The sequence below is a fragment of the Stenotrophomonas sp. YJH_SMC_82 genome (genome assembly GCF_059368875.1).
This window is the reverse complement of record NZ_JCAFSE010000003.1, coordinates 554,860-576,727: the sequence shown is the minus strand read 5'-3', so window position 1 is coordinate 576,727 and position 21,868 is coordinate 554,860. Positions and strand designations below refer to the sequence as shown.

Below are 21,868 nucleotides of genomic sequence, written 5' to 3'. Positions count from 1 at the left end.
CCTTTCGGGACTGACGCGGGCGGCGCGTCAGCGCAGCTTGTTGAACAGCGACATCGACTGCATCTGCGAGAAGATCGTCTGCGCCGCCTGCAGCGCGGTGCTCTGCAGCTGGTACTGGCTCAGCGCATCGGCGTAATCCAGGTCGCGCATCTGCGACAGCGTGGTCTTCAGGGTCACGCCATTGGCCTCGCGCATGTCGGCGGCATTGTCCAGCGCCTTCAACTGCGCACCGCCTGCGGCACGCGAATCGATCATCCGCTCGGAAGCGCGCGCCACGTCGCGCAGTGCGCTCTGCAGCTGGTTCTGCTGCGCGGTCATCTGCGCGGTGGTACCGGTGTCGGCACCCAGCGCCGCCACCAGGTTGTCAATGGTGGAGAAGATGTCGCGGCTGCTGGCGGCCTGTACGCTGAAGCTGTCACCCGCCGCCGGTGCGCCGGTGATGCGCAGGCGCACACCGTTCACTTCCAGATCGTCGCCGGCCTTGTAGGTGCCGGTTCCGGTCACGTTGCCCGCACCATCCACCACCTCGTACTGGTTGCCAGTGGTGAAGCGCACGCTGAAGCCCTGGCCGTTCCAGCTGTCGCTGCCGTCGCGGGTGATGTTGGTCAGCACGCCGTTGCCGGTGTTGCCGGCCGCGGCGCTGCCGTCGACGAAGCCATCGCCGGTGGGAATGCGCATGAAGATCTCGCTGCCGGGCAGCGCGTCCTTCACGTAGGTATCCGGACCGACTTCGACCTGGCGCTGGGTCTGGTCGCCACGGTAGACCACTTTGCCGTTGATCTTGGCAAACGGCGGGTCGCCGTCGTTGGTGCCACCGAACACATAGCGGCCGGTGCCATCATCGGCGTTGGCCAGCGACAGCAGGCCGTCGCGGATCTGGTTGACCTCGGTGATCAGCGTCTTCTTGTCCGCCGCGCTCAGCGCCGGATTGCTGGCCTGGATGGTCAGATCGTTGACGCGTGCCATCAGGTCGTTGACCTGTGCCAGGGTGTTTTCCTGCACGCCCAGGCGGTTCTGCACGTTGCCGGCATTGAGCTTCATGCGGTCCAGTGCAGCCAGGCTGCGGTCAAGGCCGACCGCAGTGCCGGCGGCAACCGGATCGTCCTTGGCGCTGACGATCTTGCTGCCGGTGGCGATCTGCTGCTCCAGGTGGCTGAGCTTGGCCTGCTTGGCCATCATCAGCGACACCGACTGGTTGAACATCATGCTGGTGGAGATGCGGCTGCTCATCGGCGGACGGCTCCCAGGATGGTCTGGAACATGCTGTCGGCGGTCGAGATCAGCTGCGAGGCGGCCTGGTAGGCCTGCTGCAGGCGCAGCATGTCCGCCGCTTCCTCGTCCAGGTTCACGCCGGAGACTTCGTCGCGGGCTTCCTGCGCCTTGTCATTGATCACCAGCTGCGCGTCGAGCGAGTACTCGGCCGAGCGGGCGGCGGCGCCGACCTGGGTGGTCAGGCCACCCAGCGCGCCGTTCAGTGTCACCGTTCCGGCGTTGAACGCCTTCGCGCTTTCCACCTTGGCCAGCTTCGACGCGTTGCTGTTGTCCGACGAACCGGCCGGGGTCGGGGTGATGTTGAAGGTATCGCCCACCTTCGGTGCACCGTCCAGCACGAAGCTCCAGCCGTTGGCGCTGATGGTCTGGCCGGGCGTGTAGGTCTGCGGCGGCCCACCGTCGATGGTGTAGGTGGTGGCCGAGGTGAACACGATCGCCGACGGATTGCGCAGGTTGGCGTTGGTCGAATCGGTGACGGTGACACCGCTCAGCTTGCCGGTACCGGTGTTGGCGGTGGCGGCCGCGCCCTTCACCGCTGCAGCGGCGGCGATGCGCGACGGATCGGTGATTGCCACTTCCATGCTGCCGGCCACGCCCGCGGTCGGCTGCAGCAGGAAGCGGTCATTTGCAGCCGGCGTACCGCCGACGACCAGCTTGACGCCGTTGATCACCAGCGGATCGGCGGCGGTGCCGGTGCCGGTCAGCGGGATGCTGGCGCCGGTGTCGGCGCGGCTGGCCTTCCAGTTGGTGCCATCGAACTGCAGCACCACGTTCTGCGCGTCCAGCTTGCCCAGGTCGCCGTAGGTTGCGCTGAGGCTGGCGGTGCCGGTATTGCTGTTGTTGCCGGTGACGCGCGGGTTGCCGATGGTGAAGAAGTCCCCGCCCAGCTGGCCATACAGGTCCACGCCCTGGTGGTGCGCCTGGTTGAAGCTCTCGGCCAGGCCCACCGCCAGCTTGCCCAGTTCAGCCTGGGCAGGGGTCAGCACGGTGTCGCGGAATTCCAGCAGGCCACCGATCTGGCCGCCGACCGCCTTCGGGTCGAGGCGGATGGTGTTGCCCTGGGTCTCCAGCGCCAACTGCAGGCGCTCGGGCTGGTACGGGTCGGCCACGGTGGTGACCTTGGTCGCCGTGGTACCCACCACCAGCGCGTTGCCGCCGGCGGTGTAGACATTCATGATGCCGCCGTCCTGGATCACCGCCGTGCCACCGGTGTAGCCGATCAGCTGGGTGATCAGCTGGTCGCGGCGGTCGAGCAGATCGGGCGCCGCGGTGGCGACGTTGGTGCCGATGGCGCCGTTGATCTGCGCGATTTCCTGCGCCAGGCGGTTGACCTCGGTGGCACCGGCCAGCAGGCCGTTGTTGACCTCGCTGTTGAGGTTGTTCAAGTGCGTGTTGAGCTGCACGAAGCGGTTGGCCAACGCCTTGCCGCCGTCGAGCATGTTCTGGCGGTCGGCGGTGCCGGCCGCGTTGGACGACAGGCCACTGACCGAATCGAAGAAGTTCGACCAGACGCCGGCCACATTGGTGGCCGCATCGGAGAACAGCGCGTTGACCCGGTCGGCCATGCCCGAAAGCTGTTTCAGGCGCGCCAGTTCACCGCTGCTGTCGAGCAGGCGCGAGATCGCCAGCTGGTCGGCCGTGCGGCGGATGTCAGTGATCCGGGTGCCGTTGCCGACCGTGCCATAGCCGTAGTTCTGCGGGTCGGCGGTAGCGAAGTTGACCTTCTGCCGGCTGTAGCCGGGCGTATTGAGGTTGGCCACGTTGTGGCTGGTGGTCGCCAACGCACGCTGGAAGGCGAGCAGGGCACCGGTACCGGTGGAAAGTACGCTGGACATGGGGTTCCTCAACGACGGGTGATACCCAGCGCCGCGGTCGCGGTGCTGGCGAAGGTCTGGCCAAGGCGCGCGCCGGCGTCGGTCACGGCCGCTACGGCACGCTCGATGGTCGGGCCGCCGGCGATCGCGGCGATCTTGGCCGCATAGCGCGGGTCGGTGGCATAGCCGGCGCGCTGCAGGCCACGGGCGAAGCCCTGCACGTCGGTGCCGGCCTGCAGGGCCTGCTGGTAGCGCGGGCTGGTCTTCAGCAGGCGCACGTAGTCGGCGAAGCTTTCGGCCGGCGAGCTGTAGGCGCGGAAGCTGGCGGTTTCGTTGCGGCGTACGCCATCCACGTATTCGTGGGTGCCGGCTTCAACGCGCTGGCCGCTCCAGCCGGTGGCCTTGATGCCGAACAGATTGTGCGAGGTACTGCCGTCGGACTGGCGGATGTGGCGCTTGCCCCAGCCGGTTTCCAACGCGGCCTGGGCGACCAGCGCACGGGCATCCACGCCCAGTTCCCTGGCCGCGCTCTGCGCGTGCTGCCAGATGCTGGCGACGAAACCTTCCGGCGTGTGCGGCCCCAGCTGGGCCACGGCGGTGCGGGTAGCCATCGCATCGGCCTGGCTCATGGCCGTACCGCGGTTGCTGGCCGTCGCCGACCACTGGTCGTTGTTGGTGGACCAGTCCTCGCCCTGCAGGTTGCCGATGTACGGATCCTCGGTGCCCAGCGAGCGGTGCAGGCTGCTGCTTTCGCGACCGGCGATCAGGTCCAGTGCCTGTTCCATCGGTGCCAGCGCGGCCTGCGCGCCGTGCTGTGCGCCGGCCGCCATCTGCTGCAGCATGCGCACGGCCTGGCTGCCATCTTCCAACGGCAGCGACGGTGCCGGCTTGTCCGGCGCGTTGAGCTGGTAGGCGCGGCTGGCCTTGGCCGGATCCACGCGGGTATCCAGCGCGGGGCCGTCGGCGGCCTGGCCGGACAGCTGGCGGCTGATCATGCCGGACAGGCCCAGCCCCTTGCCGCGGGTCATCGCCTCGGCGATCTTCTGGTCGTACATGTCGCGGAACATCTTGTTCTCGCCGGGAAACAGCGAGTCGCCGAAACTGGCATCACGCATGCTCTTGACCAGCATCTGTGCGAACTGGCCTTCCAGCTGGCGTGCGACCTTGTCGATCTTCGCCGGGTCGTTCTGCTGCGCCGGGTGCAGGTCGAATGCGGGATTGATGCGCATGTCAGATCACCTCGAGCTCGGCACTCAATGCGCCGGCCTGCTTCAGGGCTTCCAGGATCGCGATCAGGTCGCCCGGCGCCGCGCCCACGGCGTTCACCGCGTGCACGATCTCGTCCAGGGTGGTGCCGCCGCTGAACTTGAACATGCGGCTGCCGTCGTTGGTGGCGGTGATGGTCGACTGTGGGCTGGCCACGGTACGGCCACCGGACAGGGCATTGGGCTGGCTGACGTTGGTGTTCTCCTGGATCGTCACCGTCAGCGAACCATGCGAGATCGCGGCAGGGCCGACCCGCACCTGCTGGCCGATGACCACGGTGCCGGTGCGGGAATTGACCACGACCTTGGCCGGGGCGCTGCCCGGGGTCAGCTCCAGGTTCTCGATGCGGGCCAGCAGGCCGATGCGTGCGCCCGGATCGGTCGGCGCAGTCACGGCCACGGTCACGCCGTCGACCGCACGCGCGGCGCCTTCGCCGAACGCGTTGTTGAGTGCGGCGACCATGCGCGAAACGGTGGTGAAATCGTTGTTGTGCAGGTTCAGCGTGATGTCGCCGCCATTGGCCAGCGGGTCGGGCAGGGCACGCTCGACCGTGGCGCCATTGGGAATGCGGCCCACGCTCGGTACGTTCACCGAAACCCGCGAACCATCCTTGCCCTGCGCACCAAAGCCGCCGACGATCAGGTTGCCCTGCGCGATCGCATAGATCTGGCCGTCGGCGCCGCGCAGCGGGGCCATCAGCAGCGAGCCGCCGCGCAGCGAGACGGCGTTGCCGATCGACGACACGGTGATGTCGATCGGCTGGCCCGGCTTGGCGAACGGCGGCAGCTCGGCATGGATCGCGACGGCCGCAACATTCTTCAGCTGCGGATTGACGTTGGCCGGTACGTTCACGCCCAGCTCGCCGAGCAGGTTCTTCAGGCTCTGCACGGTGAAGGGCGCCTGGCTGGTGCGGTCGCCGCTGCCATCCAGGCCGACCACCAGGCCGTAGCCCACCAGGGCGTTACCACGCACGCCGCCGACCTGGGCCAGGTCCTTGATGCGCTCGGCGCTGGCCGGGGCTGCCACGACCAGCAGCATCAGCGCGACGAACGACGCCACGCGGCGATGCCAGGAAGAAGAGGGGAGGAGTTTCATGGCCATACTCAGAACGGCGTCAGGCCGGAATTGAAGAAGCGGCTCAGCCAGCCCATCGCGTTGGACTGCGCGACCGGGCCGCGGCCGCCGTAGACGATGCGGGCTTCGGCCACGCGGCTGGAAGGAATGGTGTTGTCCTGGCTGATGTCGCCCGGGCGCACGATGCCCTGCACCTGCACCAGTTCATCACCCTGGTTCAGTCGCAGGTTCTTCTGCCCCTGTACCACCAGGTTGCCATTGGGCAGGCGCTGGATCACCGTGACGGTGACACTGCCCTGCAGGCGGTTGCTCTGCGCGCTGTTGCCCTTGCCGGTGAAGTCACGCGCGCCCTTGGCCGTCGCACTGAGGATGTCCTTGCCGCCCAGGGTGACCGGCGCACCGAGGATGGACGGCGTGCCCAGGCTCAGGTTGGATTCCTTGTTGGTGGCCGTGTTGGCGCTGGTCTGCGCGGTGGTGTTTTCCAGCAGGGTGATGGTCAGCAGGTCGCCGACATCGCGTGCGCGGCGGTCCGAGTACAGCTGCAGGGTCGGGCCGGCAGCGTAGATCGCACCGGCGGTCGGCGCGGCCTGCGGCGGCATGATCGGCTGGATCGGTGCCATCGCCGCGTAGGGGCGCACGTCGCCGGCGATCACGCAGCCACCGAGCAGGGCGACCACGGCGCAGGCGAGGGCAGTGCGGGTGAATCTGGAAATGGGCGACATGGCGGTTTCCCGGTTGGGCCGGTCAGAGCTTGTTGTTGAGATAGCCGAGCATCGAATCGGTGGTGGAGATTGCCTTGGCGTTCATTTCGTAGGCGCGCTGGGTTTCGATCATCGACACCAGCTCTTCGACCACATTGACGTTGCTGCCTTCCAGCGCGCCCTGCACCACGGTGCCGAGGCCGTTGAGCCCGGGATTGCCGTTCTGTGCCGGACCGGAAGCGGTGGTTTCCAGGAACAGGTTCTCGCCGCGCGCCTGCAGGCCGGCCGGATTGACGAAGTCGGTCAGGGTCAGCGCACCCACTTCCACTGACGCCGCGCCGTCGGCCATCTTCACGCTGATGGTGCCGTCGGTACCGATGGTCACCGACTGTGCGCCCTCGGGAATCTGGATGCCCGGCTGCACCGGGTAGCCGCTGTTGGTGACCAGCTCGCTGTCCTGGTTGATCTTGAACGAGCCATCACGGGTGTAGGCCGAGCTGCCGTCGGGCATCTGCACTTCGAAGAAGCCGCGGCCGTTGACCATCACGTCCAGCGCACGGCCGGTCTGCTGCTGGCCACCCTGCTCAAAATTCTTGGCGGTGGCGACCACGCGTACGCCGGTACCCAGCTGCAGGCCGGTCGGCAGCTGGGTCTGCGCCGACGAAGAGCCGCCGGGCTGGCGCACCTGCTGGTACAGCAGGTCCTCGAAGCTGGCACGGTCCTGCTTGAAGCCGGTGGTGTTGGTGTTGGCGAGGTTGTTGGAAACCACCGACATGCGCATCTGCTGCGCATCCAGTCCGGTTTTCGCGATCCACAATGCCTGGTTCATCTTCGGTGTCCTGTCTGGGTAAAGCCGGCCGCGCGATGCGGCCCCTGGTAACGGGTGTGCAAGCGGTGTGCCAGCGCCGCGCCCGGGCGGCGCCGGAATTCCGTCAGCTGCCCAGGCGCAGCAGGCTGTTGGCACTGCGCGCGTTGTCGTCGCCGTGCTTGATCACCTGCACCTGCATTTCGTACTGGCGCTGCAGCTGGATCATCTGCACCAGTGCACCGGCGGCATCGACGTTGCTGCCTTCCAGCTGGCCGCTGTGCACGGCCGTGCCCTGTGCCGGTGCGAACGGCTGCAGTGGGTCGGTGTTGCGGAACAGGCCATCCAGGCCACGCTCGAGGCGCTCGTCCGGCGCCTGTACCACCTTGATCCGGCCGATCTGCGCCATGGTCTGCGGGCCTTCGCCCTGCGGGATGATCGAGAGCGTGCCGTCGGCACCGATTTCCATCGCCTGGTAGGGCGGAATGGCGATCGGGTTGTTGTTGTCATCCAGTACCGGACGGCCGCTGGAGGTCACCAGCTGGCCGTTCGGGGTGACCGACAATGCAGCGCCGCGCGTGTACGCCTCACTGCCGTCGCTGGACTGCACGGCCAGCCAGGTGCCGGTCTGCAGGGACAGATCCAGCGGCTTGCCGGTGATGTGCTGCGAGCCGGGCGTACGGTTGAAGCCGGCGTCGACGTGCAGCGCATCCACCCGCGAGGCAAAGCCCGGGCCCTTGATCGGGAACGCTTCGGTGTTGGCCAGCGCTTCCTTGAAGCCAGGGGTGTCCGAGTTGGCGAGGTTGTGGCTGAGCGTTCCCTGCGCCTGCAGGGAGGCGCGGGCACCGGTCATCGCCACGTAAAGAGCTTTATCCATGCGGGGAGTTCCGTGACAGGGTCAGCAGCTCATCAACGGATGTTGATGACGGTCTGGGTGATCTGGTCCTGCGTGGTGATCATCTGCGCGTTGGCCTGGAAGTTGCGCTGCGCGGTGATCATGTTGACCAGCTGCTCGGTGAGATCGACGGTGGACGCTTCCAGCGAGCCGGCCTGGATCTTGCCGAGGTTGGAGGTGTCCGGCATGCCGGTGCGCGGCGTGCCCGATTCGAAGGTCTCCACCCACAGGTTGTTGCCCTTCGATTCCAGGCCCTGCGTGTTGTTGAAGGTGGTCAGGGCGACCTGGCCCAGTGGCTTGTCGTCGCCGTTGGAATAGCGGGCGTAGACCACGCCGGATTCGGACACGGTCACTTCGTTGAGCTTGCCGGCGGCATAGCCGTCCTGCTGGGTATTGCGCAGGGCGAACTTCTCGCCGTACTGGGTGGAGCCGCTGATGTCCAGCGTCATGTTCAACTGGCCGGCACCGGTGGTCGGGGTGAAGGTGCCGAGGCTGACCTTGCCGTTGGCAGGTGCGACCAGCTTGCCGCTATTGTCGAAGGTGACCGGGGTCGGTGCGCCGGCCGGCTGGCCATCGACGTAATTGCGCACGGTCCATTCGTTGGGGTTGGCGCCCTTGACGAAGTACGAGACCTGGATGTGGCTCACGCCCAGCGAGTCGTACACGGTGATGCCACCGCTGGAGTGGTTGTAGCTGTTCGAATCGGCCGGGTCGAAGGTCGCCACCGTCGGTTGCTTGGCGTTGGCCGGCAGGGTGAAGCCAACCTTCACTTCGCTGGTCTGCTTCGGCGGGCTGTCGGTGGTCAGCAGCTGCAGGTCGACCAGGCGGCCTGCATCGAAGTTGGTGCCATCGGCATTCGGCGCGAACACCTGCAGGCGCGCACCCTGCGGGTTGACCACGTAGCCGGCCGAGTCGGTCTGGAAGTTGCCGGCGCGCGAGTACACGCGCGAACCATTCATGTTCATGGTGAAGAAGCCTTCACCGGAAATGGCCATGTCCAGGCTGCGCCCGGTCTGCTCGTTGTGGCCCTGGATGAACTGCTGGGCGACGTTGGAAACGCGCACGCCCGAGCCGGTCTGGTTCTTCGACAGGCCGTAGCTGGTCGAAGCGAACAGGTCGGCGAACTCCGCGCGCGACTGCTTGAAGCCGGTAGTGTTGACGTTGGCGACGTTGTTGGCGGTGACGCTCAGGTCGGTGTTGGCGGCGTTGATGCCGGACAGCGAGACATTGAAGCCCATGGGATGCTCCTGGTTGATGCGGAAGGTGCGGCTCAGCTGACGCGGAGCACGTAGTCGATCGGGGCCGTGCCCAGGCCCTTGAGGTTCAGGTACAGGCCGTCGGAACCAACGGTCACGCTCTCCACCGGCGCCTGTACGTAGGTGGACAGCTTGGTGCTCTTGCCGGCGGTGTCGACATGGTTGGCGACGATGGAGTACTTGCCCGGCTCCATGCGCTTGCCGTTGGCATCCTTGCCGTCCCACTGGAAGGCGGTTTCGCCGGCAGCCTTGGCTTCCACGCTCAGCGAGGTGACCTTGGCGCCGTTGGCGTCGGTGATGTCCACGGTGATGATGCCGGCCGACGGTGCAGCCACCGTGCCTTCGACATTGCCTTCCTTCTCCAGCACCAGCTTTTCCGACGGCACCAGCACCTGGTGGCCGACCAGCGCAGCGCCACGCAGCACCTGGTCGCTGGCCATCGACTCCTGGAAGCCCTTCACCGTCTTGTTCAGATCGGTGATGCCCTGCACGGTGGACATCTGCGCCATCTGCGCGACCATCTGCGTGTTGTCCATCGGCTTCAGCGGATCCTGGTGCTGCAGCTGCTCGGTCATCAGGCGCAGGAAGTCGGCCTGGTCCAGCGTGTTCTTCTTTTTCGTGGCGTTGCTGTTGGGGGCGTTCAGGCCCAGCGCGGAATAGACGTCCTGGCTGGTCTGGTTGTTGACGGCGGTGGTCATGGCGGTATCCGGTGCTGCGGGCCTCAGCGGCCCATGGTCAGGGTGGCCAGGGCCAGTTCCTTGGCGGTGGTCAACATCTCCACGCCGGCCTGGTAATTGCGCGAGGTCGAGATCAGGTTGACCATCTGCGCCACCGGATCGACATCGGGCTGGTAGATGTAGCCATCGGCGTCGGCCAGCGGGTGGCCTGGCTCGTAGCGCTTGATCGGCGCGGCCTCGCTCTGGGTGATCTCCTTCACCTTCACCGAGGTGATGTTGGGATCGTTCTTGCTGGTGACGGCCTGGAAGATCGGTTCCAGCGGCTTGTACACGGCGTCGGCGGAACCGGCGACGGTGTCGGCATTGGAGAGGTTGGAGGCGATGGTGCTCATGCGCACCGACTGTGCCTGCAGCGCGGAGCCGGCGATGTCGAAGATCGGCAGGTTGCTCATGGCTTATTGCCCCGTGATCGCGGTCAGCATGGAACGCACCTTGCTCTCGACGAAGCTGAGCGAGGCGCGGTATTCCAGTGCGGCGCGGCCATAGGCGGCACGCTCGGCATCGGGGTCGACGGTGTTGCCGTCCAGGCTGGGCTGCACGCCTTCGCGCGCGATCTGGAACGGGTTCAGGCCACTACTGATCTCGTAGTGCTGCTCATGGGTGGTGGCCATCAGGCCATTGGCATCCTGCCCCTGGGCGTGGCGCAGGGCGGCATCGAAGTCCAGGTCCTGGGCCTTGTAGCCGGGAGTGTCGGCATTGCCGAGGTTGCTGGCGATCAGCTTCATCCGCTGTTCGCGCAACGGCATGGCCTGGGCGTGGACGCCCAGGTAGTCGGTAATCAGGTTGCGCACGGTGCACTCCCACGGGAACGTTGCCCGGGAAGCTGCAAGGGGTGTGCCAAATGGAGAGGGGGTCAGATCCCCGCAGGGGCTCTGACCCCGTGGTTGACGCGTTGCGATGCGGGGTCGGAGCCCGTCCCGGGATCCGACCCCTCGGCGGGCCTTACGCCGCCAGCGCCACCTTGCGCAGGCGGTCCAGCACGAAGTCGGCCAGCTCGTGCGGCGAGTACTTGGCGACGAACGCATTGGCGCCGACGCGCTCGACCATGGCGTTGTTGAAGACGCCCGACAGTGAGGTGTGCAGCAGCACGTACAGGCCGGCCAGGCCCGGGTGGCGCCGGATTTCCGTCGTCAGCGTGTAGCCATCCATGGCCGGCATCTCGATGTCCGAGATGACCATGGCATAGCGCTCGGCCGGGTTTTCCCCCGAGGCGTGGACCTGCAGCAGGTGGTCCAGCGCCTGCTTGCCGTCGGAAAGCAGGGTGGCACCCACGCCCAGCTGGTCCAGCACGCTGCGGATCTGCTGGCGGGCCACGCGCGAGTCGTCCACCACCAGCACCTGCAGCTGCGGGCCGTCGGCGGGCATGGCCATTGCCGGGTCGAGTACCGCTTCTCCGCGCACCTGGGCGATATCGGCCAGCACGCTCTCAACGTCGATCACCTGGATCAGCTCGCCCTGGAAGCGGGTCACCGCGGTCAGGTAGCTCGACTCGGCGCCCAGCTCCGGTGGCGGGTGGATGTCTTCCACCGCGATGTTGACGATGCGTTCGACGCCACTGACCAGGAAGCCCTGGATCGAGCGGTTGAATTCGGTGACGACCAGGTAGCCGGGCGAGGTGTCCGCGTCCGGTTCGCGCTCGGGGTGGCCGATCGCCAGGCCCAGGTCCAGTACCGGCACCGAGCGGCCGCGCACGTCGGCCACGCCGGAGAACTGGCTGGGCAGGCCGGGCACCTGGAACAGCTCCGGGCGGCGCAGGACTTCCTGCACCTTGAAGACATTGACGCCAAAAAGCTGACGTCCGCCGAGGCGGAACAGCAGCAGCGCCAGGCGGTTGTGGCCGGCCAGTCGGGTCCGCTGGTCGATCCGGTTGAGCAGGTCATGGGACATGGCTGCTGTATCGGCGTGGTGGGGGCGGAACTTGAGGGCGCTCTGCCGCCCGCGCGGCCCGCACCGCGTTTGTAGAGTCGACTGTCAGTCGACTGCTCTTCGATCCGATCACGGGAAACCCCGCGCTTCGCGCGAAAGTCGACTGGCAGTCGACTCTACCCATCCGGTCGAATCCCCATCCCGGATCCGATCAACGGGACCCGGTCTCTGGCACACCCCTTGCACGCTGCTGGGCCAGATCCCATCGACAGGAGGCGCCATGCGCCGGGTCACATCGCTGTTCGCCATCGCGCTCGCCCTGGCCGCGCCGTGGGCGGGCGCCACGGACTGGCAGCCGGTGGCCAGCATCCGCACTGCGGCGCTGTCGACGCTGCCTGCCGGCAGTGAAGGCGAGGCGCAGGTGGCCGATGCGCTGCGCCTGCCGAAATGCGGCAGCGCGTTGCAGGTGCAGCCCACCGCCAACACCACGGTGGAGGTGAGCTGTCCCGATGCGGGCGGCTGGCGCCTGTTCGTGCCGGTGAAGGTGCGGCGCAACCAGACCGTGCTGGTGCTCAACCGCGGAATCGGCACTGGAGAAACCCTCACGGCCGCCGATATCACCACTGCCCAGCGTGACGCTGCCCGGATTGCCGGCGCGGTGCTGTCCGATCCCAATGCAGCGATCGGCCGCATCGCCCGCCGTCCGTTGCAGGCCGGAGCCCTGCTGTCGAACAACGATCTGGTGGTCCAGCGTCTCATCAAGCGAGGAGACAATGTAGCCCTGGTGTCGCGTCGCGGCTCGGTCGAGGTGCGCATTGCCGGCCGTGCGATGGGTGATGCCGGTGAGAACGAGCGGGTCTCGGTCGAGAACCTGTCCTCGCGGCGGATCGTGCAGGGCACGGTCGACGCCGCAGGTGACGTAATCGTGGCGCGTTGATTTACCGCAAAATATCCCTAAAGATCACGGCCCTGCGGCCGTTATCCCTTGTGAACGGCAACTCCAGGACACCCCATGAGCCAGAAAATCGACGGCAACCTGCAGGTCCCCCAGGCACTGCGCAGCGTGACGACCCCGGCCAGCAAGCCCGGCGTCAGCACCGATGCGGCGGCGCGCCCGGTCGAGGCGGCCGACAGCCTGCGCCTGACCGGCGAGGCCACCAATCTGCAGGCCATCGAGCGTGAGCTGACCACCGCCCCGGCGATCGACGCCCAGCGCGTGGCGGCCGTGCGCGAGTCACTGCAGAACGGCACCTACAAGATCAATCCGGACGCGATCGCATCGCGCATGCTCGATCTGGACCAGCAGCTGCACGGATGACTGCGGCGATGAGCGAGCCGCTGCAGCGCCTCGCCCAGGCCCTGGACGTTGAGCGCCAGGCCCTGGTCGAGCACGACGTGCACGCCCTGATCCGGGCCACCGGCGCCAAGCTGGAAGCGCTGCGTGCGCTGGAAGGCGCGCCGCCGGTGGGCGAGGGCGAACAGCTGCAGGAACTGGCCGAGCGCAACCGCGCCAACGGCGTGCTGCTGTCGCGCCGTCGCCGCGAGGTGAACTGGGCGCTGCGCCAGCTCGGCCGTACCGAAGATGCCTCGGCCTACGATGCCAAGGGCCAGTCGCACACGGTCAGCATCGGCCGGCCACTCGCCGTCGCCTGACGCGACGGCGGTCGCACACCCCCTCCCGGTGGGCTGAAGCCCGCTGCATGACCGCGTATATTGGGCGCCTGTTCGAACGCCCCGAGTCGCCGTGTCCGCTGCCAACGCCCTGGTTACCGCCCCCCTTCCGCCGCAGCCGGTGCTGCAGGCCCTGCTTGAGCGCCTGCGCGAAGGCCTGCTGCTGTTCACTGAAGACGGGCAGGTGGCCCTGGCCAACCCGGCCGCGCAGAACCTGCTGGCCAGTGGCTCGGACGGCGGATTGCCGCCGCCGCAGCGGCTGCGCGAGCTGCTCCCCCCTGATGCACTGGAGCAGGCCCGCCAGCATGGCCACTGGAATGGCAGCCTGCCGCTGGGCGAGGGAGTGGTCATCGCCCACCTGTACCACCATGGTCCGGTCGGCGAAGGGCATTTCCTTGCGTTGTTCCGCCACATCGAAGGGCAGGAAGACTACGAGCGCGAACTGCAGCAGCGCCACGCCGAGCTGCGCCAGGCCTACCTGCGCCTCAATGGCACCCAGGAAAAGCTGCTGCAGTCGGAGAAGATGGCCTCGATCGGCCAGCTCGCCGCCGGCGTCGCGCACGAGATCAACAACCCGATCGGTTACGTGCACTCCAACCTGGGCAGCCTGCAGGAGTACCTGCGCAGCCTGTTCACCGTGATCGAAGCCTACGAGCGCGCCCTGCGCGCGCCGGACCCGAAGGCACTGATTCCGGAAATCGATGACATCCGTGACCGCCTGGACATCGACTTCATCAGCCGCGACCTGCCGCAGCTGATGGCGGAATCGCGCGAAGGCATCGAGCGCGTTACCCGCATCGTGCGCGACCTGAAGGACTTCTCGTATTCCGGTCGCGACGAATCGTGGAAGCTGGTCGACCTGCACGCGGGCCTGGAATCGACCATCAACATCATCTGGAACGAACTCAAGTACAAGGTCACCCTGGTACGCGAATTCGGCCAGTTGCCGCTGGTGGAGTGCCTGCCGTCGGAGTTGAACCAGGTCTACATGAACCTGCTGCTCAACGCTGGTCATGCCATCGCCGAGCGCGGCACGATCACCGTGCGCACCGGCGTTGATGGCGATCACGTGTGGGTTGAATTCGAAGACACCGGCGGCGGCATCTCGCCGGAACTGCGCCAGCGCATTTTCGATCCGTTCTTCACCACCAAGCCGGTCGGCAGTGGCACCGGTCTGGGCCTGTCGATCTCCTACAGCATCATCAACAAGCATCACGGCCGCATCGACCTGGACAGCACCCCGGGCGTGGGCTCGCGCTTCCGCGTGGTGCTGCCGGTGAAGCAGCCGCGCTGACCGCTTCCGAAGTGGAACCGGACACCCAGAGCAGCCGGCCAGCGGCCGGCTCTACCGGGGCCCATCGATGGTAGTGCCGGCCGCTGGCCGGCAACCTCATTGAAACCGGACACCCAGGGCAGCCGGCCAGCGGCCGGCTCTACCGGGGCCTATCGATGGTAGTGCCGGCCGCTGGCCGGCAACCTCATTGAAACCGGACACCCAGGGCAGCCAGCCAGCGGCCGGCTCTACCGGGGCCTATCGATGGTAGTGCCGGCCGCTGGCCGGCAACCTCATTGAAGCCGGGCACCCAAGGCAGCCGGCCAGCGGCCGGCTCTACCCGATCATCACCGCAGCGGCCGATCCTCGCCACCATCCCCGGTTTCCACCGGTGCCGGGCCGGCATTGCTACGGCGCTGTTCTTCGTACGTGCGGAATGCCTGGTGGATGTGCTTGCGCAGCTCGTCGTCGTTCCACGGCTTGGTCAGGAAGCGATAGATCGCGCCGCGGTTGATCGCATCGGTCACCGTGTTCAGATCGGTGTAGCCCGACAGCACCAGGCGGATCGTATCCGGGTACAGCATCTTCACCCGGCCCAGGAACTCGGTGCCGCTCATATCACTCATGCGCTGGTCGGACAGGATCACCTGCACGTCGTTGATCGCCAGCAGATCAAAGGCGTCACGCACGTTGCCAGCGGCCAGGATGCGGTAGCCGTCGCGGCGGAACAGGCGCACCAGCGAGCGCAGCACGTTCTCCTCGTCATCCAGCAGCAGCAACGTGCGGTCCGGGCGCGTTTCGGCGAAGGCTTCCGGGCGCAGGTAGCGGCGGCGCAGGGTCATGCCGGCGGCATCGGCCGACATCGGCTCGCCGAACAGGTAGCCCTGGAACACATCGCAGTCGTTGCGGCGCAGGAAGCCCAGCTGGGCCTGCGATTCCACGCCGTTGGCAATCACGGTCATGCCCAGCTGGTGGCCCATGGCAATGATCGCGCGGGCAATGGCTGCTTCGCGATTGCCAGCCGGTGCGCTCTTGATGAAGCTGCGGTCGATCTTCAGCTTGTCCACCGGATAGCGCACCAGCGCGCTGAGGCTGGAATCGCCGGTGCCGAAGTTGTCCAGGCTCAGGCTGATGCCTTCGTTGCGCAGGTTGGCCAGCGTTTCATGGACGAAATTGACGTTGTTGGTCAGCGCGCTCTCGTTGATCTCCAGCGTCAGCATGTGCGCCGGCACGCCCGCGGCCTGCAGCAGGGACATCACCTCGGCGAAGAAGTTCGGCCGCAGCAGCTGCAGGGTGGACACGTTCACCGCGATGGTGAAGTCATCAAAGCCCTGGTCGCGCCACAACCGCGCCTGCTTCAATGCGCCTTCCAGCACCCAGGTGCCGATCTGCACGATGATGCCCAGGCGCTCGGCGGTGCGCATGAAGCGCTCCGGCACCAGCATGCCCAGGGTCGGCGACTGCCAGCGCAGCAGCGCTTCCATGCCGACCACGTGGCCGTCGCGGGCGCTCACCAGCGGCTGGTAACGCAGCTTCAGCTCGCCATTGGGAATGGCATCGACGATCTGGCGCGCGATGATGCTCTCGCTGTGCGCGCTCGGCGGGGTATCCACGGCATGGATGCGCACGGCATTGCCGCCTTCGCGGGCGGCCTGGTACAGCGCATCTTCGGCATGGTCGAGCAGGCGCGAGGCGCTGCTGGCATGTTCCGGGCACAGGCTCACGCCCAGCTTGCCGGTCATGAACAGCGTGTATGGAAGCACCGACAGCGGCAGTTCCATCTGCTGGCGGATCTCTTCAGCGAAGTCCTCCGGCAGCGGCAGGTCCGCGGTGCGGGGCACCGCGATCAGGAACTCGTCGCTGCCATGCCGCCACAGCTTGCCACGCCCGCGCAGGTAGGACTGCAGGCGCTGCGCCACCAGTACCAGCGCCTGATCGCCCACTTCGGCACTCATGTTCTCGTTGACCGATGCGAAGTGGTCGATGTCCACGTGCATCAGCATCAGCGCAATGCCGCCGGAGGCCGCCTCGGCAACCATCGCCTGCAGCTCGGGGTTGCCGGCGCCAAGGCGGTCGGGGGCATCATCGATGCTGACCGGGGGCAGGTTGGGATTCCACATAGGCTCAGTATTCCGGTGAATCGACGGCGGCCATGCTGGTCGCCTGGTAGGGGAGGTGGACGTCGATCAGGGTGCCCTCGCCATGCGCGGATTCGATCCGCACGTGGCCACCGACGCTCTGCGCGCGCTCGCGCATCACGATCAGGCCGAGGCCGCGCGGGCCGTCCGGATCGAAGCCTTCACCATCATCGCGGATCTGCAGGTGCAGGCCACGCTGGCTGACGTCGCGCAGCTGCAGCAGGACCTGGCTGGCGCGCGCATGGCGCAGCGCATTGGTCAGGCTTTCCTGTGCGATGCGGAAGCAGGCTTGTTCGATGCTGTTGTCGGGGCGGTGCGGCAGCGGCTCGATCTCGGCCAGCAGCTCCACCGGCGAAGAGCGGAACAGCACCCGCGCCTGCCAGCTCAGCGCCGCCTCCAGGCCCAGTGCATCCAGCTGCGGCGGGCGCAGCAGGGTGGAGATGTCGCGCAGCTTGGCCACGGTGGTGTCGGCCAGGCTGACGATCTGCGCCAGGTCCTCGCCACGACGCTTCGGATCGTCCTCATCCTGCGCCGCATGCGCCGACAGCTTGATCGCGGTAATGGCCTGGCCGATGTCATCGTGCAGGTCGCGCGAGATCGCGCGACGCTCGTCCTCCTGCAGCGAGAACAGCCGCCCGGCCATCGCCTGCAGCTCGCGATTGCTGGTTTCCAGCGCCCTGCGGGTGCGTTCGGAATCGCTCAGGTCGCGTACGATCAGCAGCTTGCAGTCACGACCGCCGTAGCGCACTTCGCCCACCGCCAGGCCGGCATGGAAGCTGCGGCCGTCCGCACGCTGCATGGCCACCACGCTGCTGTGGCCCGGCCCCAGGTGGGGCTGGCCGGCGCGCAGCTGGCTGCGCCCCCGTGGCAGGTCGGCGGCAGCGACCAGTGCCGACAGCGGCTCGCCCAGCAGGGTGTGGCTGCCGTAGCCGAACAGGCCGGCGGCCCAGGCGTTGGCGTACAGCACGTGCTCGTCGGAGAGGATCACCACGCCGTCGGGCAGTACCCGCACCAGCTCGCGGAACTGTTCCTCGCGCTCGCGCAGCAGGCGCCGCGACTGCTCGCGCTCGGTCACGTCCTGCAGCGTCCCCAGCACGCGGCTGCGGCCGGCTTCGTCGATACCGCTGGCCGCCCGCAGGTGCACCATCAATGCACGGCCGTCCATCGACAGCAGCGGCAGCAGCACGTCCACCTGTACCGGCTCGCCGGAGCACAGTTCGGCCAGCAGCTGTTCGGTCTGGGTGGCGGTGGCCGGGTCGGCCGGCACCAGCAGCTCATCGAAGCGGTGCCAGCGCCGGGCCTCGGGCGGGCGGCGGCCGAGCAGGCGATAGACCTGGTTGGAATAGCGGCCCAGCCCGGTGGACGGGTCCAGTTCCCAGGCGCCGATGCGGGCCAGCTCATGGGCTTCCTCCACCCGGGCCAACGCCTGGTCGCGGCGCAGCTGGGCCAGATCCTCGGCGGTGCGGTCGATGGCGATCAGCAGGCGGGCGTTGTGGCCGTCGTAGCTGATGGCGTTGGAGCGCAGCTCCATCTGCCGCAGCGCGCCATCGCGCAGCTGCAGCTGAGCGCGCAGGATGCACAGCTCCTCGGGCGCCTCGCGGATCGCCTCCAGCTTGGTCTGCAGGGCCTGATCCTGGCCCGGCGGCCACAAGGCGTCGATGGTCTGTTCCAGCAGCTCGTCGCGGTCCCAGCCGAAGGCGCTGCAGGCGGCGGGGTTGGCATCGAGGATCGCCAGCGTGTCCAGGTCGTAGACGAGGATCGGCCCGGGGTTGCCCTCGAACATCTGCCGCAGGCGCAGCTCGGAGGCCTGCTGGCGCGCATGGGTATGCAGCACGTGTTCGGCCAGCGGGCGCAGCAGCAGATAGAGCAGGCCCGCGCTGGCCAGCGCGAAGAACGAGCCCTTCAGGCCCTGCCACAGGGCCGCCTGCTGCGGATCGGGCACCAGCGCCTGCACCACGCTGTCGGTGGAGATCATCCAGGCCAGCGCCATCACCAGGTAGCTCAGCACCACCCGGCGCCGGTCACGGCTCAGCGCCTGCGCCATCCGCGGGTCGGGAACTGGGGCGTTGCCGGTCGGTTCTGCGGGCATGGACGGGGCGGGTGACAGGGGCGCCGGTCATCTTACCCCGCAGCGTGCCGTGACCACTCAATTATCCGCCGCAGGCGCCGTTAACCACTGCGTGCCCCGCTGACGGGCGTGTCATCCGGAGCAAGATCGCGTGGACCAAGGGATCATCGCCAGCCTGCTGCAGCACCCGCTTGCGTCGGCGCTGGTCATCGTCGACCGTGCCGGGCGCCCGCTGGCGGCCAATCCGGCCGCGCGCGAGCATGGCCTGCCGGCCACCGTGGCGGCCTATGCGCCGATGCTGGAAGATCTGCGCCTGATGGCCGCCGATGGTGGCATCGTTGCCTGCACGCTGCCGGGCGGCCCGCGGGGGCACTACGACGGTCACCTGCGTGCGGTGCACGACGGTGCCGGCAACCTGCTGGCGTTCACCCTGAGCATTCCCGAGCCGGTGCCGGTCGATGCGGGCGGGCGCTGGGAGCTGGCACTGGACAGCGCCGGCCACAGCCTGTGGGACTGGGACATCCCCAGTGACCGGGTGGCGCGCACGCCGGCGCTGGGCGACGAGACCGCCACTGAATTGCTGTCTCGCGTGCACGGCGAGGACATCGCCCAGGTGCGCGCCGCGCTCGACGAGCACCTGCGCGGGCACAGCGAGCAGTACAGCGCACAGTTCCGTTTCCGCCAGGCCGATGGCCAGTGGCGTTGGGTGCTCGATCGCGGCCGCGTGGTCGCTCGCACCGCCGATGGCCAGCCCCTGCGCATGGTCGGCACGCATACCGATATCGAGCAGCAGAAGCAGCTCGAATCGCTGCTGCAGGAACAGCAGCTGCACCTGAGCGAGGCCCAGCGCATCGCCAGCATGGGCAGCTGGTCGTTTGATCCCAACAGCGGGCATTTCTGGTGGTCGCCGGAACTGCGTTCGCTGCTGGCCCTGGAGCAGGGCGCCGTTCCGGGCCAGCGGCGTTGGCTGAAGCAGCTGCATCCACGCTCCCGCGGCGCGCTGCGCGCGGCATGGCGGCGGTTGTGGCGCGATGGCCGCGCTGCCAACCTCGAGCTGGAGCTGACCCGCGGCCATGAGCCTTCGCAGCACCTGCGGCTATGGATGCAGCCGCTGCTGGACATGGACGGGCAACCCAAGCGCCTGCTCGGCCAGGTACAGAACATCACCGAACAGCACCAGACCGATGCGTTGATCCGCTGGCGCACCGAACTGCTGAACCGGGTCTCCGCGCTGGGCCGCATCGGCGGCTGCGAGATCGAAGTGCAGACCCGCAGCATGCAATGGACCGAGGAGTGCTACCGCATCCATGGCCTGCGCAAGGAACCGATCACCCTCGACCAGGCGCTGGCGCTGTACACGGAGGACTCGCGCAACGCGTTCGAGGCGGCGCTCGCCCGTATCGCCAACGGCGGCCTGCCCGAGCAGCTGGACCTGTGCTTCTACCGCCAGTCCGGCCTGCGCGTCTGGGTGCAGGTGCTGATCGAACTGGACCGCCGTGACGGCCTGCCGCCGCGGTTCGTTGTCCTGTTCCGTGACATCACCCGCGAGCGCGAAGCCAACGAACGCATCGAACTGCTGGCCCACTACGACCTGCTGACCGGCCTGCCCAATCGCGTACTGCTCGGCGAACAGACCGCCGAAGCCATCGAGGAAGCACGCGACCGCGGTACCTCGCTGGCCATGCTGTTCATCGACCTGGACGGCTTCAAGACCATCAACGACAGCTTCGGCCACGCCACCGGCGATGCGCTGCTGAAGGCCGCAGCCACCCGCCTGCACCAGAACCTGCGCAACAACGACCTGTTCGGCCGCTTCAGTGGCGATGAGTTCATCGTGGTGCTGCGCGACCTGGCCGAGCCGGAAGATGCCGGTCATGTCGCCCGCAAGCTGATTGCCTCGCTGGCTGAGCCGCTGCGCCGTGGCGAGACCACGTTGAAAGTCGGCGCCAGCGTCGGCATCGCGATGCTGGGCGATGCGCAGACCGATTTCGACTCACTGCTGCGCGCGGCCGACGCCGCGATGTATGCGGCCAAGGAAGCCGGGCGCAACACCTACCAGTACTACAGCCAGGACGCCCTGGCCCGCATCCAGCGCCGGCTGGACGTCGAGCATGCCCTGCATGGGGCGATCGAGCGCGACGAGTTCAGCCTGGCCTACCAGCCGCTGCTGCACGCCCACCACGGCGAGCCACCGGCGATCGAGGCACTGTTGCGCTGGCACCGCCCCGGCATCGGCTACTGCAGCCCGGCCGAGTTCATTCCCATTGCCGAAAAGTGCGGCGAGATCGTGCGCATCGGCGACTGGGTGCTGAACGAGGCCTGCCGCCAGGCGACCGCCTGGGACCGTGCCGGACTGCACTTTGATCGCATCGCGGTCAACGTGTCGGCGGTGCAGCTGCGTGATCGCGGCTTCGCCGAGCGCGTGATCGAGATCTGCCATGCCCATGGCTGGCCGCCGCAACGGCTGGAACTGGAGCTGACCGAGTCGGCGCTGATCCGTGATACCGACATCCTGCGCCATTGCTTCGACGTGCTGGAACGGCACGGCGTGCCGCTGGCGGTGGATGACTTCGGCACCGGCTTCTCCAACCTCAATTACCTCAATCGCTTCCCGGTGGGGCGCCTGAAGATCGACCGCAGTTTCGTGCAGGGCATGCTGCATGATTCGGGCACGGCCGAAGTCACCCAGGCCATCGTCCACCTGGGCCACGCGCTGGGCATGAAGGTGGTGGCCGAAGGCGTGGAAACCCACCAGGAAGAAGACATGCTGCGCCGCCAGGGCTGCGACGAGATCCAGGGCTACCTGTACTCGCGCCCGCTCAGCCCGCGTGATCTGGCGCAGTGGCTGCGCCAGCAGCGCCCGGCGCCGATGCGCACCGACGCCAGCGGCGAAGCGGTGCTGGTGCGCTGAGGGTCTGCGCTGGCGGATGCCGGCGCGGTGTGGCCTGACTCTGGTGCGCCCAGCTCTGGTGGGTGCCGACCGTTGGCCGGCACGGATGCCCTGGCGCTCGCGATCATCCACGCATGGCGTG

General features: G+C 67.5%; 19 protein-coding genes. 5 read left to right on the top strand and 14 right to left on the bottom strand.

Annotated features, from left to right (window positions below):
• Positions 1-27: 27 nt before the first annotated feature.
• The 12 genes from flgL to AC5P53_RS15315 all read right to left on the bottom strand — a co-directional run bounded on the left by flgL (position 28) and on the right by AC5P53_RS15315 (position 11,707).
• Positions 28-1,230, bottom strand: a complete 1,203-nt coding sequence (flgL, locus tag AC5P53_RS15370) for a flagellar hook-associated protein FlgL (protein WP_111206877.1) — start codon at positions 1,228-1,230, stop codon at positions 28-30.
• A complete protein-coding gene (gene flgK, locus AC5P53_RS15365) occupies positions 1,227-3,107 on the bottom strand; it encodes a flagellar hook-associated protein FlgK (protein ID WP_049439354.1) in 1,881 nt (626 codons plus the stop codon). The genes flgL and flgK overlap by 4 nt, the downstream gene beginning before the upstream one ends.
• Positions 3,108-3,115: 8 nt before the next feature.
• The gene (gene flgJ / locus AC5P53_RS15360) at positions 3,116-4,315 is read right to left on the bottom strand and encodes a flagellar assembly peptidoglycan hydrolase FlgJ (protein WP_014647059.1); all 1,200 of its coding nucleotides are present in this window, start codon (positions 4,313-4,315) and stop codon (positions 3,116-3,118) included.
• A 1-nt stretch (position 4,316) separates the two neighbouring features.
• Positions 4,317-5,453 carry a flagellar basal body P-ring protein FlgI gene (locus AC5P53_RS15355; RefSeq protein WP_126412115.1) on the bottom strand — a complete coding sequence of 379 codons (1,137 nt, stop codon included), beginning with the start codon at positions 5,451-5,453 and terminating at the stop codon, positions 4,317-4,319.
• A gap of 2 nt (positions 5,454-5,455) precedes the next feature.
• On the bottom strand, positions 5,456-6,148 hold the full coding sequence (gene flgH / locus AC5P53_RS15350; RefSeq protein WP_014647061.1) for a flagellar basal body L-ring protein FlgH: 693 nt from the start codon (positions 6,146-6,148) through the stop codon (positions 5,456-5,458).
• 22 nt (positions 6,149-6,170) lie between these two features.
• On the bottom strand, positions 6,171-6,956 hold the full coding sequence (gene flgG / locus AC5P53_RS15345) for a flagellar basal-body rod protein FlgG (protein ID WP_005409571.1): 786 nt from the start codon (positions 6,954-6,956) through the stop codon (positions 6,171-6,173).
• Between the two features lie 103 nt (positions 6,957-7,059).
• Complete coding sequence (locus AC5P53_RS15340; RefSeq protein ID WP_032961905.1) at positions 7,060-7,809, bottom strand: flagellar basal body rod protein FlgF; 750 nt, start codon at positions 7,807-7,809, stop codon at positions 7,060-7,062.
• A 32-nt stretch (positions 7,810-7,841) separates the two neighbouring features.
• Positions 7,842-9,065, bottom strand: a complete 1,224-nt coding sequence (gene flgE / locus AC5P53_RS15335; RefSeq protein ID WP_014647063.1) for a flagellar hook protein FlgE — start codon at positions 9,063-9,065, stop codon at positions 7,842-7,844.
• A gap of 32 nt (positions 9,066-9,097) precedes the next feature.
• Entirely contained in the window at positions 9,098-9,781 is a 684-nt protein-coding gene (locus AC5P53_RS15330; protein WP_014647064.1) for a flagellar hook assembly protein FlgD, read from the bottom strand.
• A 23-nt stretch (positions 9,782-9,804) separates the two neighbouring features.
• The gene (gene flgC, locus AC5P53_RS15325; RefSeq protein ID WP_005416461.1) at positions 9,805-10,212 is read right to left on the bottom strand and encodes a flagellar basal body rod protein FlgC; all 408 of its coding nucleotides are present in this window, start codon (positions 10,210-10,212) and stop codon (positions 9,805-9,807) included.
• 3 nt (positions 10,213-10,215) lie between these two features.
• Positions 10,216-10,611: a flagellar basal body rod protein FlgB gene (flgB, locus tag AC5P53_RS15320; RefSeq protein ID WP_005409576.1), complete on the bottom strand. Its 396-nt coding sequence runs from the start codon at positions 10,609-10,611 to the stop codon at positions 10,216-10,218.
• Positions 10,612-10,762: 151 nt separating this feature from the next.
• The gene (locus AC5P53_RS15315; protein ID WP_014037130.1) at positions 10,763-11,707 is read right to left on the bottom strand and encodes a chemotaxis protein; all 945 of its coding nucleotides are present in this window, start codon (positions 11,705-11,707) and stop codon (positions 10,763-10,765) included.
• A gap of 259 nt (positions 11,708-11,966) precedes the next feature.
• Here AC5P53_RS15315 and flgA point away from each other — a divergent pair, with 259 nt between their 5' ends.
• The 4 genes from flgA to AC5P53_RS15295 all read left to right on the top strand — a co-directional run bounded on the left by flgA (position 11,967) and on the right by AC5P53_RS15295 (position 14,651).
• Positions 11,967-12,623, top strand: a complete 657-nt coding sequence (gene flgA / locus AC5P53_RS15310; protein WP_032961903.1) for a flagellar basal body P-ring formation chaperone FlgA — start codon at positions 11,967-11,969, stop codon at positions 12,621-12,623.
• A 75-nt stretch (positions 12,624-12,698) separates the two neighbouring features.
• Positions 12,699-13,004 (top strand): flagellar biosynthesis anti-sigma factor FlgM, encoded by a 306-nt coding sequence (gene flgM / locus AC5P53_RS15305; RefSeq protein ID WP_014647067.1) that lies wholly within the window; start codon positions 12,699-12,701, stop codon positions 13,002-13,004.
• Positions 13,001-13,339 carry a FlgN family protein gene (locus AC5P53_RS15300; protein WP_014037132.1) on the top strand — a complete coding sequence of 113 codons (339 nt, stop codon included), beginning with the start codon at positions 13,001-13,003 and terminating at the stop codon, positions 13,337-13,339. Before flgM ends, AC5P53_RS15300 begins: the two co-directional genes overlap by 4 nt.
• Positions 13,340-13,430: 91 nt before the next feature.
• The gene (locus AC5P53_RS15295; RefSeq protein ID WP_014647069.1) at positions 13,431-14,651 is read left to right on the top strand and encodes an ATP-binding protein; all 1,221 of its coding nucleotides are present in this window, start codon (positions 13,431-13,433) and stop codon (positions 14,649-14,651) included.
• A 326-nt stretch (positions 14,652-14,977) separates the two neighbouring features.
• Here the strand turns inward: AC5P53_RS15295 and AC5P53_RS15290 are convergent, their stop codons facing one another.
• The gene (locus AC5P53_RS15290; protein ID WP_014647070.1) at positions 14,978-16,750 is read right to left on the bottom strand and encodes an EAL domain-containing protein; all 1,773 of its coding nucleotides are present in this window, start codon (positions 16,748-16,750) and stop codon (positions 14,978-14,980) included.
• A 4-nt stretch (positions 16,751-16,754) separates the two neighbouring features.
• Complete coding sequence (locus AC5P53_RS15285) at positions 16,755-18,857, bottom strand: PAS domain-containing sensor histidine kinase (RefSeq protein ID WP_495227455.1); 2,103 nt, start codon at positions 18,855-18,857, stop codon at positions 16,755-16,757.
• Positions 18,858-18,987: 130 nt separating this feature from the next.
• Here AC5P53_RS15285 and AC5P53_RS15280 point away from each other — a divergent pair, with 130 nt between their 5' ends.
• Positions 18,988-21,747 (top strand): bifunctional diguanylate cyclase/phosphodiesterase, encoded by a 2,760-nt coding sequence (locus AC5P53_RS15280; RefSeq protein WP_134808847.1) that lies wholly within the window; start codon positions 18,988-18,990, stop codon positions 21,745-21,747.
• Positions 21,748-21,868: the final 121 nt, after the last annotated feature.